The sequence below is a fragment of the Aeromonas sp. R6-1 genome, from assembly GCF_040908165.1.
GTDB lineage: Bacteria > Pseudomonadota > Gammaproteobacteria > Enterobacterales > Aeromonadaceae > Aeromonas > Aeromonas caviae.
In genome coordinates this window covers 64,487-86,850 of record NZ_JBFODF010000034.1, presented here as the reverse complement: position 1 = coordinate 86,850, position 22,364 = coordinate 64,487, and the positions used below count along the sequence as shown (strand labels likewise).

The following is a 22,364-nucleotide window of genomic DNA, read 5'->3' as shown; positions in this document are numbered from 1 at the left end:
CTTGATAGGGGAGGGAGCAATGGATCTTGCCCCACTCCTCCCTTTGGCAAGGGAGAAAGCAACGAACCCCACCCCGGCCCTCCCCTTGGCAGGGGAGGGAGCAATGGATCTTGCCCCACTCCTCCCTTTGGCAGGGAAGAAAGCAACGAACCCAACCCGGCCCTCCCCTTGATAGGGGAGGGAGCAATGGATCTTGCTCCACTCCTCCCTTTGGCAGGGGAGAAACCAACGAACCCCACCTCAGTCCTCCCTTTGGCAGGGGAGAGCAAGGCTGACCCCGCTATTGGCTCCACGCTCGATCCCAATCTGACCTTCCTCGCCAGACAGGGGACGACGGTGCACCTCCCCGTTATGAAGGGGGAGGCCGGGAGGGGGTTGCCTGTGTGGGCCAAGCGAGGGGCCGGTGTGCAATTTTGCTCTCAAGTTTGCACGCAAGCCCCTTGATATTTGAAAGGCCAACCCCATCTAGCTTGGGAATCTGTTCAACCCGACGTTTTGAGGACTGGTCGATGACCCAAAGTGTTCACGCCGAAACCCACGGCTTTCAGACTGAAGTCAAACAACTGCTGAGCCTGATGGCTCACAGCCTCTACTCCAACAAAGAAGTATTCCTGCGCGAGCTGATTTCCAACGCCTCCGATGCGGCGGACAAGCTGCGCTTCAAGGCGCTTTCCGATGCCTCTTTGTTCGAAAACGACGGCCAGTTGCGCGTGCGCCTGGTGGTGGACAAAGAGAACAAGACCCTGACCATTTCGGACAACGGCATCGGCATGACCCGTGACCAGGTGATCGAGCACCTGGGCACCATCGCCAAGTCCGGCACCGCCGAGTTCTTCAAGCACCTCTCCGGTGACCAGGGCAAGGATTCCCAGCTGATCGGCCAGTTCGGGGTGGGCTTCTACTCCGCCTTCATCGTGGCCGACAAGGTGACCGTGGTCTCCCGCGCCGCCGGCACCGCGCCGGAGCAGGGCGTGCAGTGGGAATCACAAGGGGAAGGCTCCTTCACCGTGGCTGACGTGACCAAAGCCGGTCGCGGCACCGACGTCATCCTGCACCTGCGCAGCGATGAAGAGGAGTTCCTGGACGACTGGCGCCTGCGCTCCGTGGTCAGCAAATATTCCGACCACATCAGCGTGCCGGTGGAGATGTTCAAGGAGGGCACTCCGGATCGGGAAGAAGACGGTGAAACCATCGTCGGCACCCCGGGGGAGTGGGAGCAGGTCAACCGCGCCACCGCGCTCTGGACCCGCAACCCGAAGGACATCAAGGACGAGGAGTACCAGGAGTTCTACAAGCACGTCGCCCACGACTTCGAAGATCCGCTCCTGTGGGGTCACAACCGGGTGGAAGGGGCCCAGGAGTACACCAGCCTGCTCTACATCCCGGCCCGCGCGCCGTTCGATCTCTACAACCGCGAACAGAAGCACGGCCTGAAACTCTATGTGCAGCGCGTCTTCATCATGGACGACGCCGAGCAGTTCATGCCGACCTACCTGCGCTTCGTGAAAGGGGTGCTGGACTCCAACGATCTGCCGCTCAACGTCAGCCGTGAAATCCTGCAGGACAACAAGGTGACCGCCTCCCTGCGCAAGGCCTGCTCCAAGCGCGTGCTCACCATGCTCAACAAGCTGGCGAAAGAGGATGGCGAGAAGTACGCCAAGTTCTGGAGCGAGTTCGGCAATGTGCTCAAAGAGGGCCCGGCCGAGGATTACGCCAACCGGGAAGAGATCGCGAAGCTCTTGCGCTTTGCCAGCACCGCCGGTGAGGGCGAAGCCCAGACCGTCTCGCTCGAGGATTACGTTGGCCGCATGAAGGAAGGTCAGCAGAAGATTTACTACATCACCGCCGACTCTTATGCCGCTGCCAAGAACAGCCCGCACCTCGAGATCTTCCGCAAGAAGGGCGTCGAAGTGCTGCTGATGTGGGAGCGGGTGGACGAGTGGCTGATGAGCCACCTGACCGAGTTCGACGGCAAGCAGCTGGTCTCCGTCACCCGTGGCGAACTGGATCTCGGGGATCTGGAAGACGACGCCTCCAAGCAGGCGCAGGAAGAGGCCGAAAAAGCCAACGCCGGTCTGGTTGAGCGGGTCAAGAAGAGCCTCGGTGAAGCTGTGAAAGAGGTGCGCGTCACCCACCGTCTGACCGACTCGCCGTCCTGCATCGTCACCGACGCCCACGGCATGAGCACCCAGATGATCAAGCTGATGCGCGCCGCCGGTCAGCCGGTGCCGGAGCAGAAGTACATCCTGGAGCTCAACCCCGACCATGCCCTGGTGAAGAAGCTCGGCACCATCGAGGATGAGAGCCTGTTTGGCGAGTGGGTCTCCCTCCTGCACGAGCAGGCCCAGCTGGCGGAGCAGGGCGGCCTCAATGATCCGGCGAGCTTCGTCTCCCGTATCAACCGTCTGCTACTCCAGGCGTGATGTGATTGTGATTGGCCCACTGCATGACAGTGGGCTTTTTTTTGGCCGTTCCTCTCTGGTGCGCTGCTGCATTTTCAATCATTTTTCGTGGTCGTCGTCTGCGTCTTTGGTCGCAGAGACGGGGCGGGAGTGTGGTGATAATCTGGCCACTCACACGGGGCGAGCTTGTTAATACGGGCGAAAACGTGTAGTTTTTTGCCTTCTCAAGAATTGAATAACCAATCAACTAGGAGCGTGTATGCGCATTGTTCTGTTGGGAGCTCCGGGCGCCGGCAAGGGTACCCAGGCTCAGTTCATCATGGAAAAACACGGTATTCCGCAGATCTCCACCGGCGACATGCTGCGTGCGGCGATCAAGGCGGGTACCGAGCTGGGCCTCAAGGCCAAAGCCGTGATGGACGCAGGTCAGCTCGTCTCCGACGACATCATCATCGGCCTGGTCAAAGAACGCATCGCGCAACCGGATTGCGCCAACGGCTTCCTGCTGGACGGCTTCCCCCGCACCATTCCCCAGGCGCAAGCCATGAAGGATGCCGGTGTGACCGTGGACTTCGTGCTGGAATTCGACGTGCCGGACGAAGAGATTGTCAAGCGCATGAGCGGCCGCCGCGTGCACTCCGGCTCCGGCCGTACCTACCACGTGGTGTTCAACCCGCCGAAAGTGGAAGGCAAGGATGACGTGACCGGCGAGGATCTGGTGATCCGTGCCGACGACGAAGAGACCACAGTGCGCAAGCGTCTGGATGTCTACCATCAGCAGACCGCGCCGCTCATCGGTTTCTACGGCAAAGAAGCGGAAGCGGGCAACACCCGTTACGTCAAGATCGACGGCACCCAGCCGGTGGATCTGGTCAGCCAGCAACTGGCCGCCATTCTCGGTTAAGCCATTCAGGGCCGGCAGGACGCAGCCGTTCGCCGGTTGGCGACGAGGGTGAGAAAAGGGTCCATACCGGGCCCTTTCTTGCATTCCATTCCCACGACACAGAACGACAGGATGCTAACGTGACCACGAAAACCGGGATCTTGCTGGTCAATCTGGGTACCCCGGCCGCGCCGACCACGGCGGCGGTCAAGGCGTTTCTCAGCCAGTTTCTGCACGATCAGCGGGTCGTCGACCTGCCGCGCTACCTCTGGTGTCCCTTGCTTCACTTCATCATCCTGCCGACCCGCTCCCCCAAGGTGGCCAAGCTCTATCAGCAGGTGTGGACCGAGCAGGGCTCCCCCCTGATGGTCATCAGCCAGCAGCAGCGCGCGGCCCTGGAGCACGAGCTCAAGCGGGAAGGGGTCGAGGTGCCGGTGGCGCTCGCCATGACCTATGGCGCCCCGTCGTTGGCCGATGGCTGGCAGGCCCTCAAGGCCCAGGGGGTCAACCGGGTGATCCTGCTGCCGCTCTATCCCCAGTATTCAGTCAGTACCACCGCCTCGGTGTTCGACGCCTGGGCCAGGGCGATGAAAACCGAGCGCAATCTGCCGGTGGTGCGGCTCATCCGCGATTACCATGCCCACCCGGAGTACATCCAGGCGCTGGCCATGAGCGTGCGTCGCCACTGGGAGCAGCACGGCCAGGGGGAGCATCTGCTGATGTCCTTCCACGGCATTCCCGAGCGCTACGAGCGGGAAGGGGATCCTTATGGTCATCAGTGCAGGCGCACCGCCGCCCTGCTGGCGGAGGCGCTGGGGCTGTCCCCGGAGCAGTGGACCGCGAGCTTCCAGTCCCGCTTTGGCAAGGAGGAGTGGCTCAAGCCCTACACGGACCTGACCGTGGCCGACTTGCCCTCTCGCGGCGTCAAGCGGCTCGATGTCATCTGCCCGGCCTTCTCGGCGGATTGCCTCGAGACCCTGGAGGAGATCCAGGTGCAGAACCGGGAAATCTTCATGGCCGCCGGTGGCGAGCAGTTTGAATACATCCCGGCCCTCAACAGCGATCAGGCCCATATCCGCATGATGGTTTCCCTCATCTGTCGCGAGCTGGCATGATGGCCGTTCTCATCCGGTGCCCGACGTGGCGGACGTTCGGATTCAACGATAAAGGAGTGTCCTGATGATGCATATCACGCTGATTTACGCCGGCCTGCTCGGGCTCTTGTTCCTGCTGCTCTCCTTCTGGGTGGTCAAGCGCCGCGCCCAGTTCAGGGTGATGATAGGGGAGGGGGAAGCCCCCGAGATGCTGGCCGCGATCCGCGCCCACGGCAACTTTGCCGAGTACGTGCCCCTCACCCTGCTGCTGATGGCCCTGTGCGAACTGGCGGGGGTCGGGGCGCTCTGGCTGCACCTGGGCGGTGTGCTGCTGCTGGTGGGGCGCATCCTGCATGCCATCGGCATCCAGATCCCCCGGGCTCCCAACATGCCGCGCCTCTTCGGCACCCTCTTCTTCTGGCTGTCGCTGGGGATTTTCTCGGTGCTGGCCCTGGTGCAGGGGCTCTCGGCAAGCTGAATGTCATCCCGCAACACCACCCCGCCACGGGGTGGTTTTTTGTGGCAGACAAGTCAAACGTTTTCCTCGCAAGCCCTTGTCTATACTGACCTCAAAATTCAATCGTGCGACTTTTCGGCGTGGTGGATTGTGTTAAAATCCCGCCCCTCTTTTCCCCAGAGCACAGAAGATTGCCATGAAATTTCCCGGTCAGCGCAAGTCCAAACACTACTTCCCGGTCGACAGACGTGATCCCCTGATCCCGCAGAACTCCCAGCTCACCGAACTGGGCAAGGCCTATGTAGTGGGCATCGATCAGACTCTGGTGGATATCGAAGCCCATGTGGACGAAGACTTCCTGAACCGGTACGGCCTGAGCAAGGGCCACTCCATGCTCATCTCCGACGAGGTGGCGGAGCTGGTCTACGACGAGCTCAAGGCCAACAACATGGTGGTGAGCGAATTTGCCGGTGGCACCATCGGCAACACCATGCACAACTACTCCGTGCTGGCGGACTCCCACTCCATCCTGCTTGGCGTCATGAGCCAGGACATCCGCATCGGCAGCTATGCCTACCGCTATCTGTGCAACACCTCCTCCCGGGTCAACCTCGACTACCTGCAGCCGGTGGACGGCCCGGTCGGGCGCTGCTTCACCTTCATCACCGAAGGGGGAGAGCGCAGCTTTGGCATCAACGCCGGCAAGATGGATCACCTGGATGTGGACCACATCCCCGAGACCATCATCAAGGAGGCCTCGGCCCTGGTGATCACCGCCTACCTGGTGCGCGGCGCCGACGGCACCCCCATGAAGGAGGCCGCCATGGCCGCGGTGCGCTATGCCCGCGAGGCCGGGGTGCCCGTGGTGCTGACCCTGGGCACCCGCTTCGTCATCGACGAGAATCCCCAGTGGTGGCGCGATTTCATCAGCGAGAACGTGACCGTGCTCGCCATGAACGAGGACGAGGCGGAGGCCCTGACCGGGATAAAGGATCCCCTCGGCGCGGCCGACAAGGCGCTGGACTGGGCGGACATGGTGCTCTGCACCGCCGGCCCCATCGGCCTCTACATGGCGAGCTACACCGACGAGGACTACAAGCGCGAGACCACCCACACCCTGCTGCCCGGCGTCATCCCCGAGTTCAACATGTACGAGTTCAGCCGCCCCATGGCCCGGGACAAGTGCCGCAAGCCTGCGCGTATCTACTCCCACATCTCCCCCTACATGGGCGGCCCGGAGAAGATCAAGAACACCAACGGGGCAGGGGACGGGGCGCTGTCAGCCGTGCTGCACGACATGGTGGCGAACGCCTACCACCGCATGAACGTGCCGAACTCCGCCAAGCATCTCTCGGAATTCCTGACCTACTCCTCTCTGGCCCAGGTGTGCAAGTACGCCAACCGGGTGAGCTACGAGGTGCTGGCCCAGAGCAGCCCGCGCCTCTCCCGCGGGTTGCCGGAGAAGGAAGACAGCCTGGAAGAGGTGTACTGGGAGCGGTGATACCTCTTCCTGTCGACCACGAGAAAGGGTGCCACTGGGCACCCTTTCTTGTTTTTGGGGCTGGATCATGTTTTTGGCATCGCTTTTGCTGACATCGTGGACAGCCCGCGTCGCGGCGGCATACCTTGTGTTAAGGATATGTAGCTGCTGCGGGGCGAGGGTATGTTGAGACAATGGAGTATCGGTCGGCGTCTGTCGCTGGTGACCCTGATGGTGCTGGCGCTGCTGGGACTGCTGCTGTTCTTCTGCCTGCAGATCTATCAGCAGGGGCTGATGGGGGAGAAGAGCCGCCAGACCCAGGCCCAGGTGGAGACCGCCTACAGCCTGGTGGCAGGGCTGGAAGCCAGGGTACGCAAGGGGGAGCTGGACGAGGCGAGCGCCAAGGCCGAGGCGCTGGCGCTGATCAAGGGGTTGCGTTACGGCAACGATGACTACTTCTGGATCAACGACAGCCACCCCACCATGGTGATGCACCCCATGAAACCCGAGCTGGACGGCAAGGATCTCTCCGGGGTGGAGGACAAGCAGGGGCTCAGGCTGTTCGTCGCCTTCGCCGATCTGGCCCGGGCCCAGGGCGCGGGGGAGGTGGCCTACTACTGGCCCAAGCCGGGGGTGGACGAACCGGTACGCAAGATCTCCTACATCAAGCGCTTCGCCCCCTGGGACTGGATCATCGGCACCGGCGTCTATGTGGACGACGTCGAGGCCCAGTACCGGGAGGTGCTGCACACCCTGCTGGGGATCGGGCTGGTGCTGGCCCTCCTGCTGTTTGCCGTGGTCGGCCTCATTGTGCGCAGCATCGTCGTGCCCCTCTCCCGCTCGGTCTCGGCCCTTGGCAACATCGCCAGGGGGGAGGGGGATCTGCGGGTACGTCTGCCGGAGTCGGGGCGTGACGAGCTGAGCCAGCTCAGCATCAACTTCAACCTCTTCGCCAGCCAGATGGCGCAGCTGGTGGCCCGCAGCCAGCAGATAGCGGATCAGAACCGGGTGCATGCCCACCAGCTGGCCGAGGTGGTGGAGCGTACCGGCGCCATCGTCACCGGACAGGAGCAGGATACCCTGCGGGTGGCCAGCGCCATGGAGCAGATGACGGTGAGCAGCCGTGAAGTGGGCCAGCACGCGGCCCAGGCCGCCGACGCGGCGGATTCGGCCCTCAATCTGGCCCAGCATGGCCGCGAGGTGGTGGTCCAGACCCGGGAGTCCATCAGCCAGCTGGCGGACGAGATGGTGGAGACGGTACAGGCGGTGAGCCGCCTCGAGCAGGAGACTCAGCAGATTGGCTCCGTGCTCGACGTCATTCGCGGGGTGGCGGAGCAGACCAACCTGCTGGCCCTCAACGCCGCCATTGAAGCGGCACGGGCCGGGGAGCAGGGGCGCGGCTTTGCGGTGGTCGCCGACGAGGTGCGTACCCTGGCGACCCGCACCCACAGCTCCACCGACGAGATCCGGCAGATGATCCAGCGGCTGCAGGAGGGGGCCGGCAAGGTGGTCAGCGGCATCAGCCAGTTGCAGCAGCTCTCCCGCGCGACGGCGGACAGGGCCGGCGATGCGGATGTCGCCATCAATGCCATCGATGGATCCGTCCACACCATTACTGCCATGAATGGGCAGATTGCCACGGCGGCGGCGGAGCAGAGCCGGGCGGCGGAGGAGATCAACCAGCGGCTGGTGGCCATCACCCAGCTGGCGGCGGATGCCCTGGCCCAGAACCGGCTGACCGAGCAGGCATCCGGGCAACTGGCGCTGGCCTGCGACGAGCTGGGGGCCCTGGTGGCGAAATATCGCATCTGACGGCCTTTCTCCCCGCTTTTTCGGGATAAGGCTTGAGTCTGGGGGGCTTTTGGGACACCATCTGCCCCATTCTCGGCCAGCCCTGGCCGACAGCCTGCCATTGCTTTGCAAGAGAGAGACCCCATGAGCAAACTAACTGACAATCTTGACGCCAATTTCCAGCTGTTCATCGAAGAAGTCCGCGAGTCGGGTCAGGTGTGGGGTCTGCGCTACGGTGAAGACTGGGTGGTGTGCCGCTCCGCCGAGTTCGAAGATGCGGACGTGATGCCGCTCTGGTCCGCCGAAGGAGATGCCCGCCTGCACTGCGTGGACGAGTGGGCGGATTACGAGCCGGAAGTGATCGAGCTCGAAGAGTTCCTGGACATCTGGATCAACGATCTGGACGAGGATGACGTGCTGGTCGGCCCGAACTGGAACGCCGATCTGGAAGGTCAGGAGCTCGAGCCCATCGAGCTGGCCAAGGCGCTGGTGGAACTGGACGCCTGAGTCAGCCGTGCTGCCGGATTGTGATGAACCGGCCCCCTTCGGGGGGCCGGTTTTTTTATGGCCGCCATGGGCCATGAAAAGGCGATTTGCCTTTGCACCCGTCCCGGGGATGGGTCATCATCAACCCTTTGCCGATCGGGAGGTGCCATGTTTGTCTTTGACGTGACCACGAAGGCGGGGGCGCAGGGGAGGATCCAGGTGCAGGCGCTGGACTGGAGCCAGAGCGGCCCGGTGAGCTTTCAGTGTGACAGCGACGAGCTGGCCCTGGTGCTGCTGAGCGGGTGCCGCTGCGATGCCGTGGGGTACTTCAATCTGCTGGGGGGCTGCAAGCCGCTCTACGTGGAGCAGTGGCTCACCTATTTGCAGGAGCGTGGCCAGCTGGAGAAGGTCACGGCCCGCCAGGAGAGCCCGTCCCAACCCGATTACCTGACCCGGGCCGGGCTGGCGGACGACGAGCTCAATGCCCTGCTCGGCCAGATCTACAAGGTGGCCGGGTTCAACCGCCTGCAGATCAACCGCTACCTCAAGCATCGCCACAACCCGACCATGCTGGCGACCCGTTACGATCAGAAGGAGCTGGAGCGCTATCGCCAGCTCAACGACATCATTCTGACCCTGTTGAAGCTGAAACCGTCTCCGTGAAGATCCCCATCTGACCGATCTCCGGCCCCAGCTCCTGGGGCCGGGCGATGAGGTAGCCCTGCAAGCCGTCCACATACATGCTCTGCAGCATCTGCTTCTGGCCTATCTGTTCCACCCCTTCCGCGATCACCAGGCAGCCCATGCGATGGGAGACGTCGACGATCATCCGCACGAACTGCTGGTTGGTGAGATCCTGCTCCAGCTCGGTGATGAGACCGGGGTCCAGCTTGATGTAGTCGGGTTTGAGCTCGCGAAACAGGCTGAAGGAGCCGATCCCCTTGCCGAAGTTGCAGATGGCCGAGCGGCTGCCGTGGCGCCTGAGCAGCTCGAACAGCCGCCTGGACCCGGTCAGGTTGCGCTCCAGGTGCTCCTCGTCGAGCTCGAACACCAGATTGGCCCCGATGTCGGGGTCTTTTTGCAACTGGTGATCCAGCCAGATGAGAAAGGCGCTGTTTTGCAGCAGGGAGCCCGGCAGATTGAGACCCCATCGGCTGTTGTGGCCTCCGAAGGCGCGGTATTGGCGGATGACATGGCGGATCACCATCTGGGTCAGGCGCAGTACCATGTCCAGCCGCTGCGCCATGGCGAGCAGGGTATCGCTTGGCAGCACGGTGCCGTCGCTGCTGCTGAAACGGGGATAGATCTCGTGGTAGGCGAGCATGCCGCGATGTAGGGGCTGGATGGGCTGGCAGGTGAAGCTGATGCTCTCCTGCTCCAGCAGATCGGTCAGCACCTGGGTCCAGTGACGCTGACCCTGCACCTCGACCACCTCGTCGTTCTGCTGGATGGCCCAGCCATTGACCACCTCTGTCTGGGCACGGGCCAGCGCGAGATCCGCCCGGGCCAGAATGGCCTCTATCTTCTGCTCGCTGCTCAAGCGGGTCATGCCCGAGTAGGCGGCGCTCTCGAGCTCGTGATCGTGCTGATAGCGATCGAAGGCGAGCTTCAGATCCCGTCCCAGCAGATGGGGCGGGATCTGGGCCAGGGGAGGCAGCAGGACGGCAAAATCGGCCCCCGAGATGCGATAGACCCGGTGGCCCGGGAAGCGGCTGACGGTGTGGCTGATGAGGGCGGCGATGTCCCGGATGTAGGCATCCCCGGACTGGAAGCCGCGCTGGGCGTTGAGGGTCCCGAGCTCGGTGGCGCGGATGAGCACCAGGATGGCGGTCTGGGTGTTTTCCTGTTGCAGCAGCTCGGTCAGATCGCGCCGGAAGGCGTGGCGGTTGCCAAGGCCCGTCATCTCGTCCCGGGTCGCCTGATTGTGCAATTCGGTGATCTGGCGGTGGGCATCGATCTCGGCCTCATTGAAGGACGCAAGGAGCTGGCGCAGAGCCGTTTGTGCCTGTACGCTGTCGAGCATGGCGGGATCCCGCTGCTGCAGCGCCAGCAGCCAGCGTTGCTCCTGCCTCGCCTTTTCCCCACGGCGCACGCTGTGGGTGAGAAAGAGCTGCAGGGCGAATCCCGTCAGGGTGGTCATCAGGACCAGCAGCAAGGTGAGCGGTGAGGCGGGGGGGCGAGCAGCACTCCCTGCAACAGCAGCATGGGAATGCAGACCAGTGCGCTGACCAGCAGCAGGTTTCCCTCATGTTTATTCAACATCGTTTCATCCTTGATGATGTTCATGATGTAGAAATTCTAACCAAGTCGCTGGCGCAAAACATGAGTACTCACGCAACTCCACGATAAAGCGCCGGCGGAATGCAACTAAATGTGAGTGAAAACACTTTCATGGTCTGTAAAAAAAGCGAAGATGGGTTGAAAACAGCCCCAACAGAGCAGAGGTAGATATGTTGCTAGAACCCGTAGACACCGCCAAAGCACGGCAACTATTGAATCAGAGTATGGCCTTGGTGCTCGCAGGGGGACGGGGCAGCCGCCTGAAGCAGTTGACCGATAACCGCGCCAAGCCCGCCGTCCACTTTGGCGGCAAATTCCGTATCATCGACTTCGTGCTCTCCAACTGCATCAACTCCGGCATCCGCCGGGTGGGTGTGGTGACCCAGTACAAGTCCCACAGCCTGTTGCGCCACCTGCAATCGGGCTGGTCTTTCCTGCGCTACCAGATGAACGAGTTCATCGACTTGCTGCCCGCCCAGCAGCGGGTGGACGAGGTGCACTGGTATCGCGGCACCGCAGACGCCATCTACCAGAACGTCGACATCATCCGTGACTACGGTCCCAAGTACATCGTGGTGCTGGCAGGGGATCACATCTACAAGATGGACTACGCCGCCATGCTGCTGGATCACGTGCGCCTCGGTGCCAAAGTGACGGTGGCCTGTATCGAGGTACCGCGCTGCGAGGCATCGGCCTTCGGCGTGATGGACATCGACGAGCAACGCAAGATCCGCGCCTTCGTGGAGAAACCGGCCAATCCGCCCGCCATGCCGGGCTGTGAGGATCGCTCGCTGGCCTCCATGGGCATCTACATCTTCGAGGCGGAGTACCTCTACCAGTTGCTGGAAGAGGACATCCACAACCAGGAGTCCAAGCACGACTTCGGCATGGACGTGATCCCGCGCATCGTGGGAGAGGGCAAGGCCTTTGCCCACCCGTTCAACATGTCCTGTGTCGGGGCCAAGGAGGGGCAAAAACCCTACTGGCGCGACGTGGGGACCCTGGATTCGTTCTGGGAGGCGAACATGGACCTGGCCTCCGTGGTGCCCGAGCTCGACATCTATGACGAGAACTGGCCCATCTGGACCAGCCAGAACATGTCGCCCCCGGCCAAGTTCGTGCAGGACAGAAACGGCCAGCACGGCATGACCATCAACTCCATGTTTGCGGGGGGCTCCATCGTGAGCGGCTCCTTCGTGCTCAACTCGGTGCTGTTCACCAACGTGCGGGTCCACTCCTTCTGTACCCTGGATCAGGCGGTGATCTTCCCCGGGGTCGAGATCGGGGCTGGTTGCCGCTTGCGCCGGGTGGTGGTGGACAAGGGGTGCAAGCTGCCAGACGGCCTGGTGGTGGGGGAGAATGCGGACGAGGATGCACGCCGCTTCTACCGCTCCGAGCAGGGCATCGTGCTGGTGACCAAGCCGATGCTGGCCAAGCTCGGCTAACCTCGTCGACACAGACAAAAAAAGGGAGCCCTGGGCTCCCTTTCTATTGGTGGTCGATTTATTTCTCGCTGACCAGGGCCTTGCCGGCCATCACCATGGCGGTGCCATGCTTGCCACCGGCGGCGGTCACTTGCGGGACGCCATCTTCGTCGGTGTCGCTGCCGGCCCCCTCGATGACGTTCTCGCCGGAGTCGCCGATCCACTCGGCCATCTGCATGCCGCCGTTGACGGTGCCGCGGAACCAGCTCACGTAGCGCTGGGTCAGCTGTGCCAGCTCCAGCTCGGGTGCCTTCTCGGCCCCTTCGTTGCGCAGGTTCAGCATGGCAGAGCGCAGGGCGCCGGAGATGCCGGCCTGGGTCCAGGGGGTGTATTCACCCTGCTTGCCGGCGAGCCAAGTACCGGCCTTGGCATTGAAGTAGGCCTTGTCGGCGGCGATGAAGAGCTCGCGCGCCGCGGTGCGGTACTTGGCATCCGAGGTGGCCAGGAAGGCGGCGGTCAGGCCGCGGATGGCGGCGAACTGCGCGTCGATGGACTGACCGGCGTCAAGCTTGCCGCCCAGGGTCAGACCGTCATGGACCAGGCCGTTCTTGCCCTTGAGGTTGGCGAGGATGAAATCGGCCTGCTTGCGGACCAGTGCGATCGCCTGCTCACCCTGCGGGGTCTTGAGGTTCAGCTCGCCATTGTCACCGGCGGCGTAACCCACCGGCAGCGCATCCTGGGCGCGCTGGAAGATCTGCAGGGCGACCAGGGCGTAGGCGGCGTCGAAGGTGGTGACGTGCCCGGCCTGTTTGCCAGCCTGCCAGCTGTCGACCAGGGTGCCAGCCTTGGGCTCGAAGTGCAGGGCCAGCAGGTTCTTGAAGGTGAGGTTGGAGAGGTTCAGGGCCAGGGAGAAGGCATCGCTGCCCGCCACCGCCTTGCCCAGATCGTTGGTCTGGTTGGCAGCCGGAGCGGCGGCGAACGGGGCACCGTCAAACACGGCGTGGAAGGCCGGGTTCTGGTTGGTGTTGGCCGTGCGCTGATCGCTGAAGGCGTAGAACTCGGAGAGGGGCCACAGCAGCATCCAGGCGTCGCGCAACTGGGCGGTGCCGTCCACGACCTCCAGCTTGCCGATGGCACCGGCGTCGTTCTTGCTGGTCTCGGTCACTTTCACCTGATGAGGGAAGTAGACAACCCCCTTGGCCGGATCGTACTGCGGGGTGATTTTGGCGCCCAGGGTCTTGCCGTCAAAGCCGAGCTGACCCTGCAGGATGGCGAGCTTGTCGATGGACTGCTCGGTCAGCATCATGCCGTTGAAGCCGTCGGCGGCAGAAACCCCCAGCTTGTGCTTGCCGTCCTGATCCATGGTGGCGGACGCGGCTTCCACCTCTTCATCGGTCTCGGCCACGTGCATGCCCCCCAGGAAATCCTGGGACCACATCACTTCCTTGAGCAGGATGCCGCCCACGGCGGCCGGGACCAGCAGGTTGTCACTGCCGCTCCAGCGCAGGGTGGCGTAGTCGCGGAAGTAGGCGGGGACCTGGGTCTTGACGCTCTTCTCGTTGCCCTTGGCGGTCTTGATGGTGATCTGGTCACCGTTGACCGGGGTGGCGTTCACGGCCTGGGCGAACTCCGGGTTGGCGGAGGCGTAGGGCAGGGAGAGGGGATACATGCCCTGGGGAATTTCATCGGCGGGGAAGCCGACGGCCTCGGCCATGGCCAGTACCCGTTTGCCCAGGTCGGCCAGGGTGCCGCCACGGGCCTGGTTTTGCGGCCCGTTTACCAGATGGGGGCCCATGCCGGACTGGTAGTTGAGGGCGTACATTGCCTCTTCGGAGTATTCATAGGATTCGATGCCGGCGGCGAAGTCGAACGGGGTCGGCTCGTCGGCGCGGTTGGCGTCCAGCACATCCAGATCCAGACCGAGGGCCTCGGCCAGCGGCTCGCCGGAGAGCTCGAATTCGGTGTAGGCCAGCATGTTGGCGGCGGTGTTGAACGTCTTGTCCTCCACCTTGACGGCAGCCTGTGCGGCGCTGCTGAGGAGTGCGCAGGCGATCGCCTGCACCAGTACGGTTTTTCTCATGTCCTTCTCACCATATTGTTGATTTTATTATGACGCTTCTCATGAATCTAAATGAGAATGGTGTGCATTATGGGGCAAAGGGCGGGGCTTGAGAAGAAAAAAACCGCGCCCCGGTGGGGTGAAGAGGAGAGGCGCGGCGGCAGGTGTCACATCAGTTTGAAGGGGATGACCAGTCGGCCCGGCTCCACCTTGAGGGCTTCGACCTTCTCCTTGATCCGCGCCTCGTTCTGGCGGCTGCCATCGAGCCGGTAGACGGGGGTCTGGGAGAGGAACAGGGAGAGGGACTGGTTGAAGGTGGGCAAGAGCGGGGAGAGGGCGGTGCCCACGTCCGCCGGCTCGGTCTTGACGGAGAGCAATTCGAGATCGCGCAGATAGATGGCGCCCTGCTCGGCCACATAGTCCGGGCGTGCCCGCAGGGAGAGGCGGATCTTCATCTGCTGGCTGCCCAGCGGGCTCGCCACCTGCAGCTCGCCGGCGGCATCCAGCTCGACCTTGTCGGCCTGGCTGCGGCCGATGCGGCTTTGCATGTCATCGAGTCGGATCTTGCTCGACATGATGCCGGGGATCCCCAGCTGTTTCTCGAAGGCGACTCGCTCCTTGAGGTACTGGTTGATCTCCCCTTCGCTGACGCTGTACTGGGTCAGCGAGCAGGCCGCCAGCAGCAGGGCGAAGGGAAGCAGAAGCAGGTGTTTCAACATGGGAGGGTTCCATTTTCGGGGCTGTCACAAGAGGTGGCGCCATCTTAGAGGCAAAGCGGGTTGGCCGCCAGTGGGGCCGCCCTGACCGGTTTCTGTCGCATCCCCCATATGGGGATGGCAATCCGTTTTCATTCGAGTAGCTGTTTCCCTTCACCGCCAGCAGGCCCGTCCTGGCGTCATCCCCGACATACCCACAGACAAGCTCCTGTTTTAGCGATGCAAAATCCCATTGACCCCGCGATTTCAAAGCGAGTATTTTACCGCCGCACAAAGTCAAACTGATAATCATTATCATTTTGAATCTTCTTTGAGGGTGTTACGTGAAGACTCGAGTAATGGACAATGGCACACCTGCCGAGGCGAAGATGTCGCCTGATTTCTTGTTTACCTCGTGTCAGGGCACGATCAGTGCCACTGACCTGGGGCAACCCATCACCACCCCCGCCTGTGAATGGCCCCTGCTGGAACAACAGATTGCCAGCGCCTTAGCCGCGGCCAGCGCCGCCGGCCATAGCAATCCTCTGCTGATCGGTGCTTTTGCGTTCGACCCGGCGGAGGCCTCCTGCCTCTATGTGCCCGGCAGCTATAAGCGGGGCGAGAAACTGGCCCCGACAGAGCCGTCATCGGTGACAGCGGCTGAGCAGGCCCCCGAGGCCAACCGGGTCATCTCGGTGCAGAGCACCCCGCCGGCCAGCGAATTTCAGGCCTCGGTCAGCGCGGCGCTGGATGCGTTTGCACAAGGCCGGCTCGCCAAGGTGGTGTTGTCGCGCAAACTCACCCTTACCCTGCACCAGCCTGCCGATCCTAAGCAGGTGATGGCCCGTTTGATGGCCCAGAATCCCCACGCCTTCCACTTCTCCCTGCCGCTCGGCCAGGACCGCCGCCTGCTGGGCGCAAGCCCCGAGCTGCTGCTGCGGGTCAGCGGGGGAGAGGTGTTCACCCATCCGCTGGCGGGCTCCGCCAGACGGGCGAGCGAACCGGCGCAAGACGAGATGGTGGCCCGGGATCTGCTGGCTTCTCGCAAGGATCAGCATGAACACCGCCTCGTGATCGACGAGATCCGCCGGGTGCTGACCCCCCACTGCCGCGAGCTGGCGATCCCCGCTCATCCCTCGCTGATGAGCACGGATACCCTCTGGCATCTGGGCACCCCCATCGCCGGGCGGCTCAATGGCGGCGAGGCATCGGTACTGTCACTTGCCTGCCAGCTGCATCCCACCCCGGCCCTGTGCGGCTATCCCACTGATCTGGCCCGCCAGTTCATCCGCGAGCAGGAGCCCTTCCGGCGCGCCCTGTTCAGCGGCATCGTCGGTTGGTGCGACAGCCAGGGCAACGGCGAGTGGGCCGTGGTGATCCGCTGCGGCGTGCTCGATGGCCATCAGGTGGAGCTGTTTGCTGGCGCCGGTATCGTCGCGGGCTCGGATCCCGCCATGGAGTGGGCCGAGACCGGCACCAAGCTGGGCACCATGCTCAAGGCACTGGGCCTGGATTTGGAGGTGGCGCAATGACGCAGCTTCAATATCTGGGCTGGCAGAGTGGACAGCCGAATCTGGAAGCCCTGGGCCTGAGTCCGGAGGTGGCGCAATGAGCCAACTCAACCGCTTCCTGCCCTATACCCGCTGGCCCGAAGAGTTGGCCCAGCTGTACCGCGCCAAGGGCTATTGGCGCGGCGAGCCGCTGACCGCCATGCTGGCGCGTCAGTGCGAGCTGGCCCCCGACGCCGAGGCCATCCTCTGCGGCGAGCGCCGCTTCAGTTATCGTGAGCTGGACGCCGCCTCGAGCCGGCTGGCCGCGAATCTGGCCCGCCACGGCCTGGGGGTGGGGGATACCGCGCTGGTGCAGCTCCCCAACGTGGCCGAGTTCTATCTGGTGTTCTTCGCCCTGCTCAAGGCCGGCATTGCGCCGGTCAACGCGCTCTTTAGCCACAACCGGCTGGAGCTCCTCTCTTATGCCGAGCAGATCACTCCGAGCCTCTTTGTCGGCTCGCTGGCTCACCCGCTGTTTGCGAGCAAGGGTCGCGAGAGCGAGCTGCTGACAACCATCGGCACCGAGCTGGTGCTGCTGGATGGCGACACAGGGGCGCTGGGGCTGACCCGCTGGTTCGGCGAGGGGGATGAGGGGGTCACCCCATCCGTCTCCTTTGCCCCGACCCCGGCGAACGAGGTGGCCTTCTTCCAGCTCTCCGGCGGCAGCACCGGCACTCCCAAGCTCATCCCCCGCACCCATGACGACTATTACTACAGCGTGCGCCGCAGCAACGAAATTTGCGGCCTCGGCCCCCATACCCGCTATCTGTGCGCCCTGCCGGCACCCCACAACTTTCCCCTGAGCTCCCCGGGTGCCCTCGGGGTATTCGAGGCGGGCGGCACTGTGGTGCTCGCCCCCGACCCCAGCCCCATCAGCTGTTTCCCGCTGATTGCCCGCCACCGGGTCAATCTCACCTCGCTGGTGCCGCCGGCGGTCTCGCTCTGGCTGCAGGCCGCGGAAGCGGATCCCACAGCGCGCACTCAGCTCGAGAGCCTCGACTTGCTGCAAGTGGGCGGCGCCAAGCTGGGGGAGGCGGTGGCCAGCAAGATTGGGCCGCTGCTCGGTTGCCGGCTGCAGCAGGTGTTCGGCATGGCGGAAGGGCTGGTCAACTACACCCGGCTGGACGACCCCGACGAGAAGGTGATCCATACCCAGGGCTGTCCCATGAGCCCGGACGACGAGGTGCGCATCCTCGATGAGGCGGGCAATCCGGTTGCCCCCGGCGAGCCTGGCGCCCTGCACACCCGCGGCCCCTATACCTTCCGCGGCTACTACCAGAGCCCGGCCCACAACGCCCGGGTGTTCGATGCCGAGGGTTTCTACTGCTCCGGCGATCTGGTGGTACAGGATGCCGATGGTTACCTCACCGTGGTGGGGCGGCAGAAGGATCAGATCAACCGGGGCGGCGAGAAGATCGCGGCGGAAGAGGTGGAAAACCAGCTGCTGCACCATCCGGCCATTACCCATGCGGCCCTGGTCTCCATGCCTGACAGCGCCATGGGGGAGAAGAGCTGCGCCTTTATTGTCAGCACGGATCCCGCCTTGAAGCCGCTGGCCTTGCGCAAGTTTCTGCGCGAGCGCGGGGTGGCGGATTTCAAGCTGCCCGACCGTTTCGAAACTCTGGACGCCCTGCCCATGACGGCGGTGGGCAAGATTGACAAGCAGGGGCTGCGGGCGCGCATTGCGCACGCCATCGCCGCCAACCAGCCTCTACAGCATAAAAACTAGTAAGGAATCATGACGTTATGGCTATCCCAACCCTGAACAATTACGCCATGCCCAGCCAATGGAAGGCCAACAAGGTCGACTGGACCCTGGAGCCCAAACGCGCCGCCCTGCTGATCCACGACATGCAGGAGTACTTCACCGCCTTCTATGGCGAAAACAGCCCGCTGATCGCGGCGCTCACCGAGCAGCTGGCCGCCGTGCGCAAGCAGTGCAAGGCCCTCGGTATTCCGGTCTTCTACACCGCCCAGCCCAAGGATCAATCCCCTGAAGATCGCGCCCTGCTCAACGACATGTGGGGCCCGGGTCTCAACAAGCGGCCCGAGCAGCAGCAGGTGGTGGCAGCCCTGCGCCCAGAGCGGGACGACACCGTGCTGGTCAAGTGGCGCTACAGCGCCTTCCAGCGCTCCGAGCTCGAGCAGATGCTCAAAGCGCTGGGGCGGGATCAGCTGATCATCGGCGGCATCTACGGCCATATTGGCTGCATGATGACCGCCTGCGACGCCTTCATGCGCGACATCCAGCCCTTCTTCCTGGCGGACGGGGTGGCGGACTTCTCCCTGGCCGACCACCAGATGGCGCTCGACTATGTGGCAACCCGCTGCGGCAAGGTGATCCGCTGCGAGGAGGTGCTGGCCCTCGCCCCGGCCTCCGCTTCTGCCGCCCAGCCCACCAATCCCTTGCTGACGTATGAGGGGCTCAAGGCGCGGCTGCTGAGTCATATCGACGAGGACGAAGGGGAGTTTGACCCCGACGAGAACCTTATCGACTACGGTCTGGATTCTGTGCGGATCATGGCCCTGCTCACCGAGTGGCGCGCCGCCGGGGTGGAGCTCGGCTTCGTGGATCTCGCCAAGCTGCCGACCCTCAACGGCTGGTGGCGCCTGATCGAGGCCAGGCTGGCAGCCCAGGCCCTGGAGGTGGCCCCATGAACCGCTTCCCCTTGACCATCCCCCAGCAGGGGCTCTGGTCCGGACATCTGCTCAACGACGACAAGGCGATGTTCAACACCGCCGAGTGCATCGCCTTCGACGGCAAGGTCGAGGCGGCCGTGCTGGTCGCGGCCCTTGCCAAGGCGGTGGGGGAGTGCGAGGCGCTCAAGGGCCACTTCGAAGACGATAAGGAGGCGGTCTGCTTCGTCCCGGCCGAGCTGCCCCTGGCCTATGAAGAGGTCTCCCTCGAGCACGATGACGAGACGCTGGCCCGCGCCTGGGCCTGGGCCGATCTGCGCCGCCCGTTCGAGTTGACCCAAGATGCACCCTGCCGTTTCGCCCTGCTGCGCGGCCCCGGCCGCGATTATCTCTACAGCTGCGTGCACCACATCGCCCTCGACGGCTTTGGCACCACCTTGCTGTTCCAGCGCATCGCCGAACTGTATGCAGAGGGGCTGGCCGGTGAGATGAACTCCCCATCTCCCTTCGGCTCGTTGGCTGAAGTGCTGGCCGAAGAGACGAGCCGCGAGCAGAGCGGCAAGAACGACGCCGCCCGCGCCTTCTGGCAGGAGCAGCTGCAAGGCTGGCCCGAGGTGAAGTCCTTTGGCGAGACCCGCGCACCGATTGCCGCCGAATTTATCCGCGAGAGCCGTCCGCTGCCGGCGGCGCTCTGGCAATCCCTGACCGGCTTTGCCGACGAGCACAAGCTGGGCTGGCCCGATCTGCTGCTGGCCGGCCTCTCTGCCCAGCTGTCGCTGTCGAGCGGCCAGGATAAGACCCTGTTCGGCCTGATGATGATGAACCGCATCGGCTCGGCGTCGCTGACCGTGCCCTGCATGCAGATGAACATTACCCCGCTGGCGCTGACTCTGGGTGAAGAACTGGATCTGGCGGGAGCCGCTGGCGCCGTGGCCAAGGCCAAGCGCGGGGTGCGCAAGCACCAGCACTACCGCTACGAGCTGCTGCGCCGCGACCTTGGCCTGGTGGGGGGCGACAAACGCCTGTTCGGCCCGCTGGTCAACATCATGCCCTTCGATCACGCTCGCCGCTTCGGGCCGCTATCTGCCCATATTCTCAACATCAGCGCCGGCCCGGTGGAGGATCTCACCATCGAGGTGCAGGTTGGCGTTGATGGCCAGCCCAGACTGGATCTGGACGCCAACCCCGGCTGCTACCAGCAGGGGGATCTGGCAGCCATCGCCGATACCCTGTTTGCCCTGCTGGGGCGCTGGCTGGCCGAGCCTGCCCGGACTCTGGGGACGCTCAAAGCTGACTGGCTGGCCGAGCAGCGAGCCAGCGCCCTGATCGCCGGCCCCTCCCATGAAGTGATCAAGGCTCGGCCTGTGCTGGAGGCGCTCTGCCATTTCGCCGCCCAGACCCCGGACAAGATTGCCTTGATTCAGAGCACGGCGCAGGGAGAGGCCCGCTTCAGCTACGAGGCGCTGCTGGCCAGATCCGAACAGATGGCGGCCGCCCTGCAGGCCGCAGGCGTCGCCCCCGGCGACAAGGTGGGGGTCATGCTGGCCCGCACCCCCCAGGCCATCTTCGCCCAGCTGGCGGTGTTGCTGGCGGGCGCCGTCTACGTGCCCCTCGACCCCGAGCAGCCGCTGGAGCGCCAGGGCCATATTCTGCGGCTGGGGGAGGTCAAGACCCTGATCACCCAGGCCGAGTACCGCCACAAGCTGGCCAGCCTGTTTGAGGGGCGCACCCTGCTGGCGGGGGATCTGGTGAGCGGTGATCGGCTCAACCAGCCGGCCGCCGGCCGCGCCGTCGCCTACCTGATGTTCACCTCGGGCTCGACCGGTCTGCCCAAAGGGGTGGCGGTGAGCCACGGCGCGCTGGATCACTTCGCCGCCGCCGCCCGCTGCCGTTATCACCTGGATGAAGAGGCGCGGATGCTGCAATTCGCCCCCTTCAACTTCGACGCCAGCATCGAGGAGGTGTTCGCTACCTTGAGCGCCGGCGCCACCCTGGTACTGCGCACCGACGCCCTGCTCGAATCCATGCCCGCCTTTGCGGCCGGGGTGGAGCAGATGGGGATCACCCACCTCGACCTGCCCACCGCGTTCTGGAACGAGTGGGTGGTGGCGCTGACGGCGGGTCAGGCCCACATTCCTGCCGAGCTTACCACTGTCATCATCGGCGGCGAGGCGGTCTATCCCGAGCAGCTGGCCCAGTGGCAGCGTCAGGGCCGCTCCGATGTGCGCCTGTTCAACACCTACGGCCCCACCGAGACCACAGTGGTGGTGACCACTCAGGAGCTGCAGCAGGAAGATCCGAGCCAGGCCCAGCTACCCATCGGCCTGCCGCTGCCCGGCATGCAGGCGCTCATTCTGGGGGCGGGGGAGCAACCCGCCAACGAGGGGGAGCTGGTGCTGCTCGGCCCGCAGCTGGCCAATGGCTATGTGGGGGGCGTACAAGGCAGCTTCGATACCTTGCGGGTTGGCGCGGAGCTGATGCCCGTCTATCGCACCGGCGATCGGGTGCGCCTGGTGGATGGCCGGCTGGTCTATCTGGGTCGGCGCGACAACGAGTTCAAGATAAGTGGCTATCGCATCCAGCCCGGCGAAGTGGAGGCCCAGCTGCTGGCCCTGCCGGGGGTGGACGAGGCCTGCGTGCAGGGGGTGAGCATCGGCAGCGTGCGCCGGCTGGTGGCCTTCGTGGCGGGGCCGGAGCGCGACAGCAGGGTCATCAAGGCGCAGCTGGCCAGGGTGCTGCCTGCCGCCATGATCCCCACCGACTATCGCCACTATGACCAGCTGCCCCGCACCGGCTCCAACAAGCTGGATCGCAAGGCCTTGCTGGCCGCCTACCAGGCGGGCGGCGAAGCCCTGACCCTGGGCAGCGAGACCGAGAACCGGGTCGGCGCCATCTGGCAGCAGATCCTGGGGCTCGCCACCATGGCGCCCGCCGACAACTTCTTCGAACTGGGGGGCCAGTCCCTGCAGACCATCCAGATCGTCAACCGGCTCGGCGCCGAGTTCGGGGTGCAGGTCAAGGTCTCCGACGTGTTCGATCACCCGCGCCTCGACGACTTCTGCCGTTTCCTCGACGGCCTGCTTGCCGAGGACGAAGAGAGCGTGGAGATGGTGTGGTGATGGATAA

The 22,364-nt window shown here is 64.0% G+C and carries 15 protein-coding genes and 1 pseudogene; 13 read left to right on the top strand and 3 right to left on the bottom strand.

Annotated features, from left to right (window positions below; all coding sequences use genetic code 11):
- Positions 1 to 509 precede the first annotated feature (509 nt).
- The 8 genes from htpG to AB5Y68_RS09875 all read left to right on the top strand — a co-directional run bounded on the left by htpG (position 510) and on the right by AB5Y68_RS09875 (position 9,256).
- A complete protein-coding gene (htpG, locus tag AB5Y68_RS09910; protein WP_039038912.1) occupies positions 510 to 2,423 on the top strand; it encodes a molecular chaperone HtpG in 1,914 nt (637 codons plus the stop codon).
- Positions 2,424 to 2,661: 238 nt separating this feature from the next.
- Positions 2,662 to 3,306: an adenylate kinase gene (gene adk, locus AB5Y68_RS09905; protein ID WP_010674422.1), complete on the top strand. Its 645-nt coding sequence runs from the start codon at positions 2,662 to 2,664 to the stop codon at positions 3,304 to 3,306.
- Between the two features lie 119 nt (positions 3,307 to 3,425).
- Positions 3,426 to 4,400 carry a ferrochelatase gene (gene hemH / locus AB5Y68_RS09900; protein WP_039038911.1) on the top strand — a complete coding sequence of 325 codons (975 nt, stop codon included), beginning with the start codon at positions 3,426 to 3,428 and terminating at the stop codon, positions 4,398 to 4,400.
- Between the two features lie 64 nt (positions 4,401 to 4,464).
- On the top strand, positions 4,465 to 4,857 hold the full coding sequence (locus tag AB5Y68_RS09895) for an MAPEG family protein (protein ID WP_010674424.1): 393 nt from the start codon (positions 4,465 to 4,467) through the stop codon (positions 4,855 to 4,857).
- A gap of 175 nt (positions 4,858 to 5,032) precedes the next feature.
- Positions 5,033 to 6,337, top strand: coding sequence for an inosine/guanosine kinase (locus tag AB5Y68_RS09890; RefSeq protein WP_010674425.1), 1,305 nt, complete (start codon positions 5,033 to 5,035; stop codon positions 6,335 to 6,337).
- A gap of 162 nt (positions 6,338 to 6,499) precedes the next feature.
- The gene (locus AB5Y68_RS09885; protein WP_039038910.1) at positions 6,500 to 8,128 is read left to right on the top strand and encodes a methyl-accepting chemotaxis protein; all 1,629 of its coding nucleotides are present in this window, start codon (positions 6,500 to 6,502) and stop codon (positions 8,126 to 8,128) included.
- A gap of 123 nt (positions 8,129 to 8,251) precedes the next feature.
- A complete protein-coding gene (locus tag AB5Y68_RS09880) occupies positions 8,252 to 8,614 on the top strand; it encodes a DUF2750 domain-containing protein (protein WP_010674427.1) in 363 nt (120 codons plus the stop codon).
- A 147-nt stretch (positions 8,615 to 8,761) separates the two neighbouring features.
- Positions 8,762 to 9,256 carry a hypothetical protein gene (locus AB5Y68_RS09875; protein WP_010674428.1) on the top strand — a complete coding sequence of 165 codons (495 nt, stop codon included), beginning with the start codon at positions 8,762 to 8,764 and terminating at the stop codon, positions 9,254 to 9,256.
- On the opposite strand, the pseudogene AB5Y68_RS09870 reads toward AB5Y68_RS09875, so the two are convergent.
- Positions 9,219 to 10,855 (bottom strand): annotated as a pseudogene (locus tag AB5Y68_RS09870) (EAL domain-containing protein). The gene AB5Y68_RS09875 and the pseudogene AB5Y68_RS09870 sit on opposite strands and share 38 nt — an antisense overlap.
- 188 nt (positions 10,856 to 11,043) lie before the next feature.
- On the opposite strand from AB5Y68_RS09870, the gene glgC reads away from it, so the two are divergent.
- On the top strand, positions 11,044 to 12,318 hold the full coding sequence (gene glgC / locus AB5Y68_RS09865) for a glucose-1-phosphate adenylyltransferase (protein WP_039038908.1): 1,275 nt from the start codon (positions 11,044 to 11,046) through the stop codon (positions 12,316 to 12,318).
- Between the two features lie 58 nt (positions 12,319 to 12,376).
- On the opposite strand, the gene AB5Y68_RS09860 is transcribed toward glgC, so the two are convergent.
- Together AB5Y68_RS09860 and AB5Y68_RS09855 are read right to left on the bottom strand one after the other, a co-directional pair.
- Positions 12,377 to 14,377, bottom strand: a complete 2,001-nt coding sequence (locus tag AB5Y68_RS09860) for a hypothetical protein (RefSeq protein ID WP_039038907.1) — start codon at positions 14,375 to 14,377, stop codon at positions 12,377 to 12,379.
- Between the two features lie 146 nt (positions 14,378 to 14,523).
- On the bottom strand, positions 14,524 to 15,075 hold the full coding sequence (locus AB5Y68_RS09855) for a lipoprotein (protein ID WP_039038906.1): 552 nt from the start codon (positions 15,073 to 15,075) through the stop codon (positions 14,524 to 14,526).
- A 320-nt stretch (positions 15,076 to 15,395) separates the two neighbouring features.
- On the opposite strand from AB5Y68_RS09855, the gene AB5Y68_RS09850 reads away from it, so the two are divergent.
- The 4 genes from AB5Y68_RS09850 (at position 15,396) to amoF (ending at position 22,357) form a co-directional block, all read left to right on the top strand.
- Positions 15,396 to 16,583, top strand: coding sequence for an isochorismate synthase MenF (locus AB5Y68_RS09850; RefSeq protein WP_039038905.1), 1,188 nt, complete (start codon positions 15,396 to 15,398; stop codon positions 16,581 to 16,583).
- A gap of 76 nt (positions 16,584 to 16,659) precedes the next feature.
- Entirely contained in the window at positions 16,660 to 18,330 is a 1,671-nt protein-coding gene (locus AB5Y68_RS09845) for a (2,3-dihydroxybenzoyl)adenylate synthase (RefSeq protein WP_039038904.1), read from the top strand.
- Positions 18,331 to 18,347: 17 nt separating this feature from the next.
- The gene (amoB, locus tag AB5Y68_RS09840; RefSeq protein ID WP_039038903.1) at positions 18,348 to 19,259 is read left to right on the top strand and encodes an amonabactin biosynthesis bifunctional protein AmoB; all 912 of its coding nucleotides are present in this window, start codon (positions 18,348 to 18,350) and stop codon (positions 19,257 to 19,259) included.
- Positions 19,256 to 22,357, top strand: coding sequence for an amonabactin biosynthesis non-ribosomal peptide synthetase AmoF (gene amoF, locus AB5Y68_RS09835; protein WP_039038902.1), 3,102 nt, complete (start codon positions 19,256 to 19,258; stop codon positions 22,355 to 22,357). Before amoB ends, amoF begins: the two co-directional genes overlap by 4 nt.
- Positions 22,358 to 22,364 lie beyond the last annotated feature (7 nt).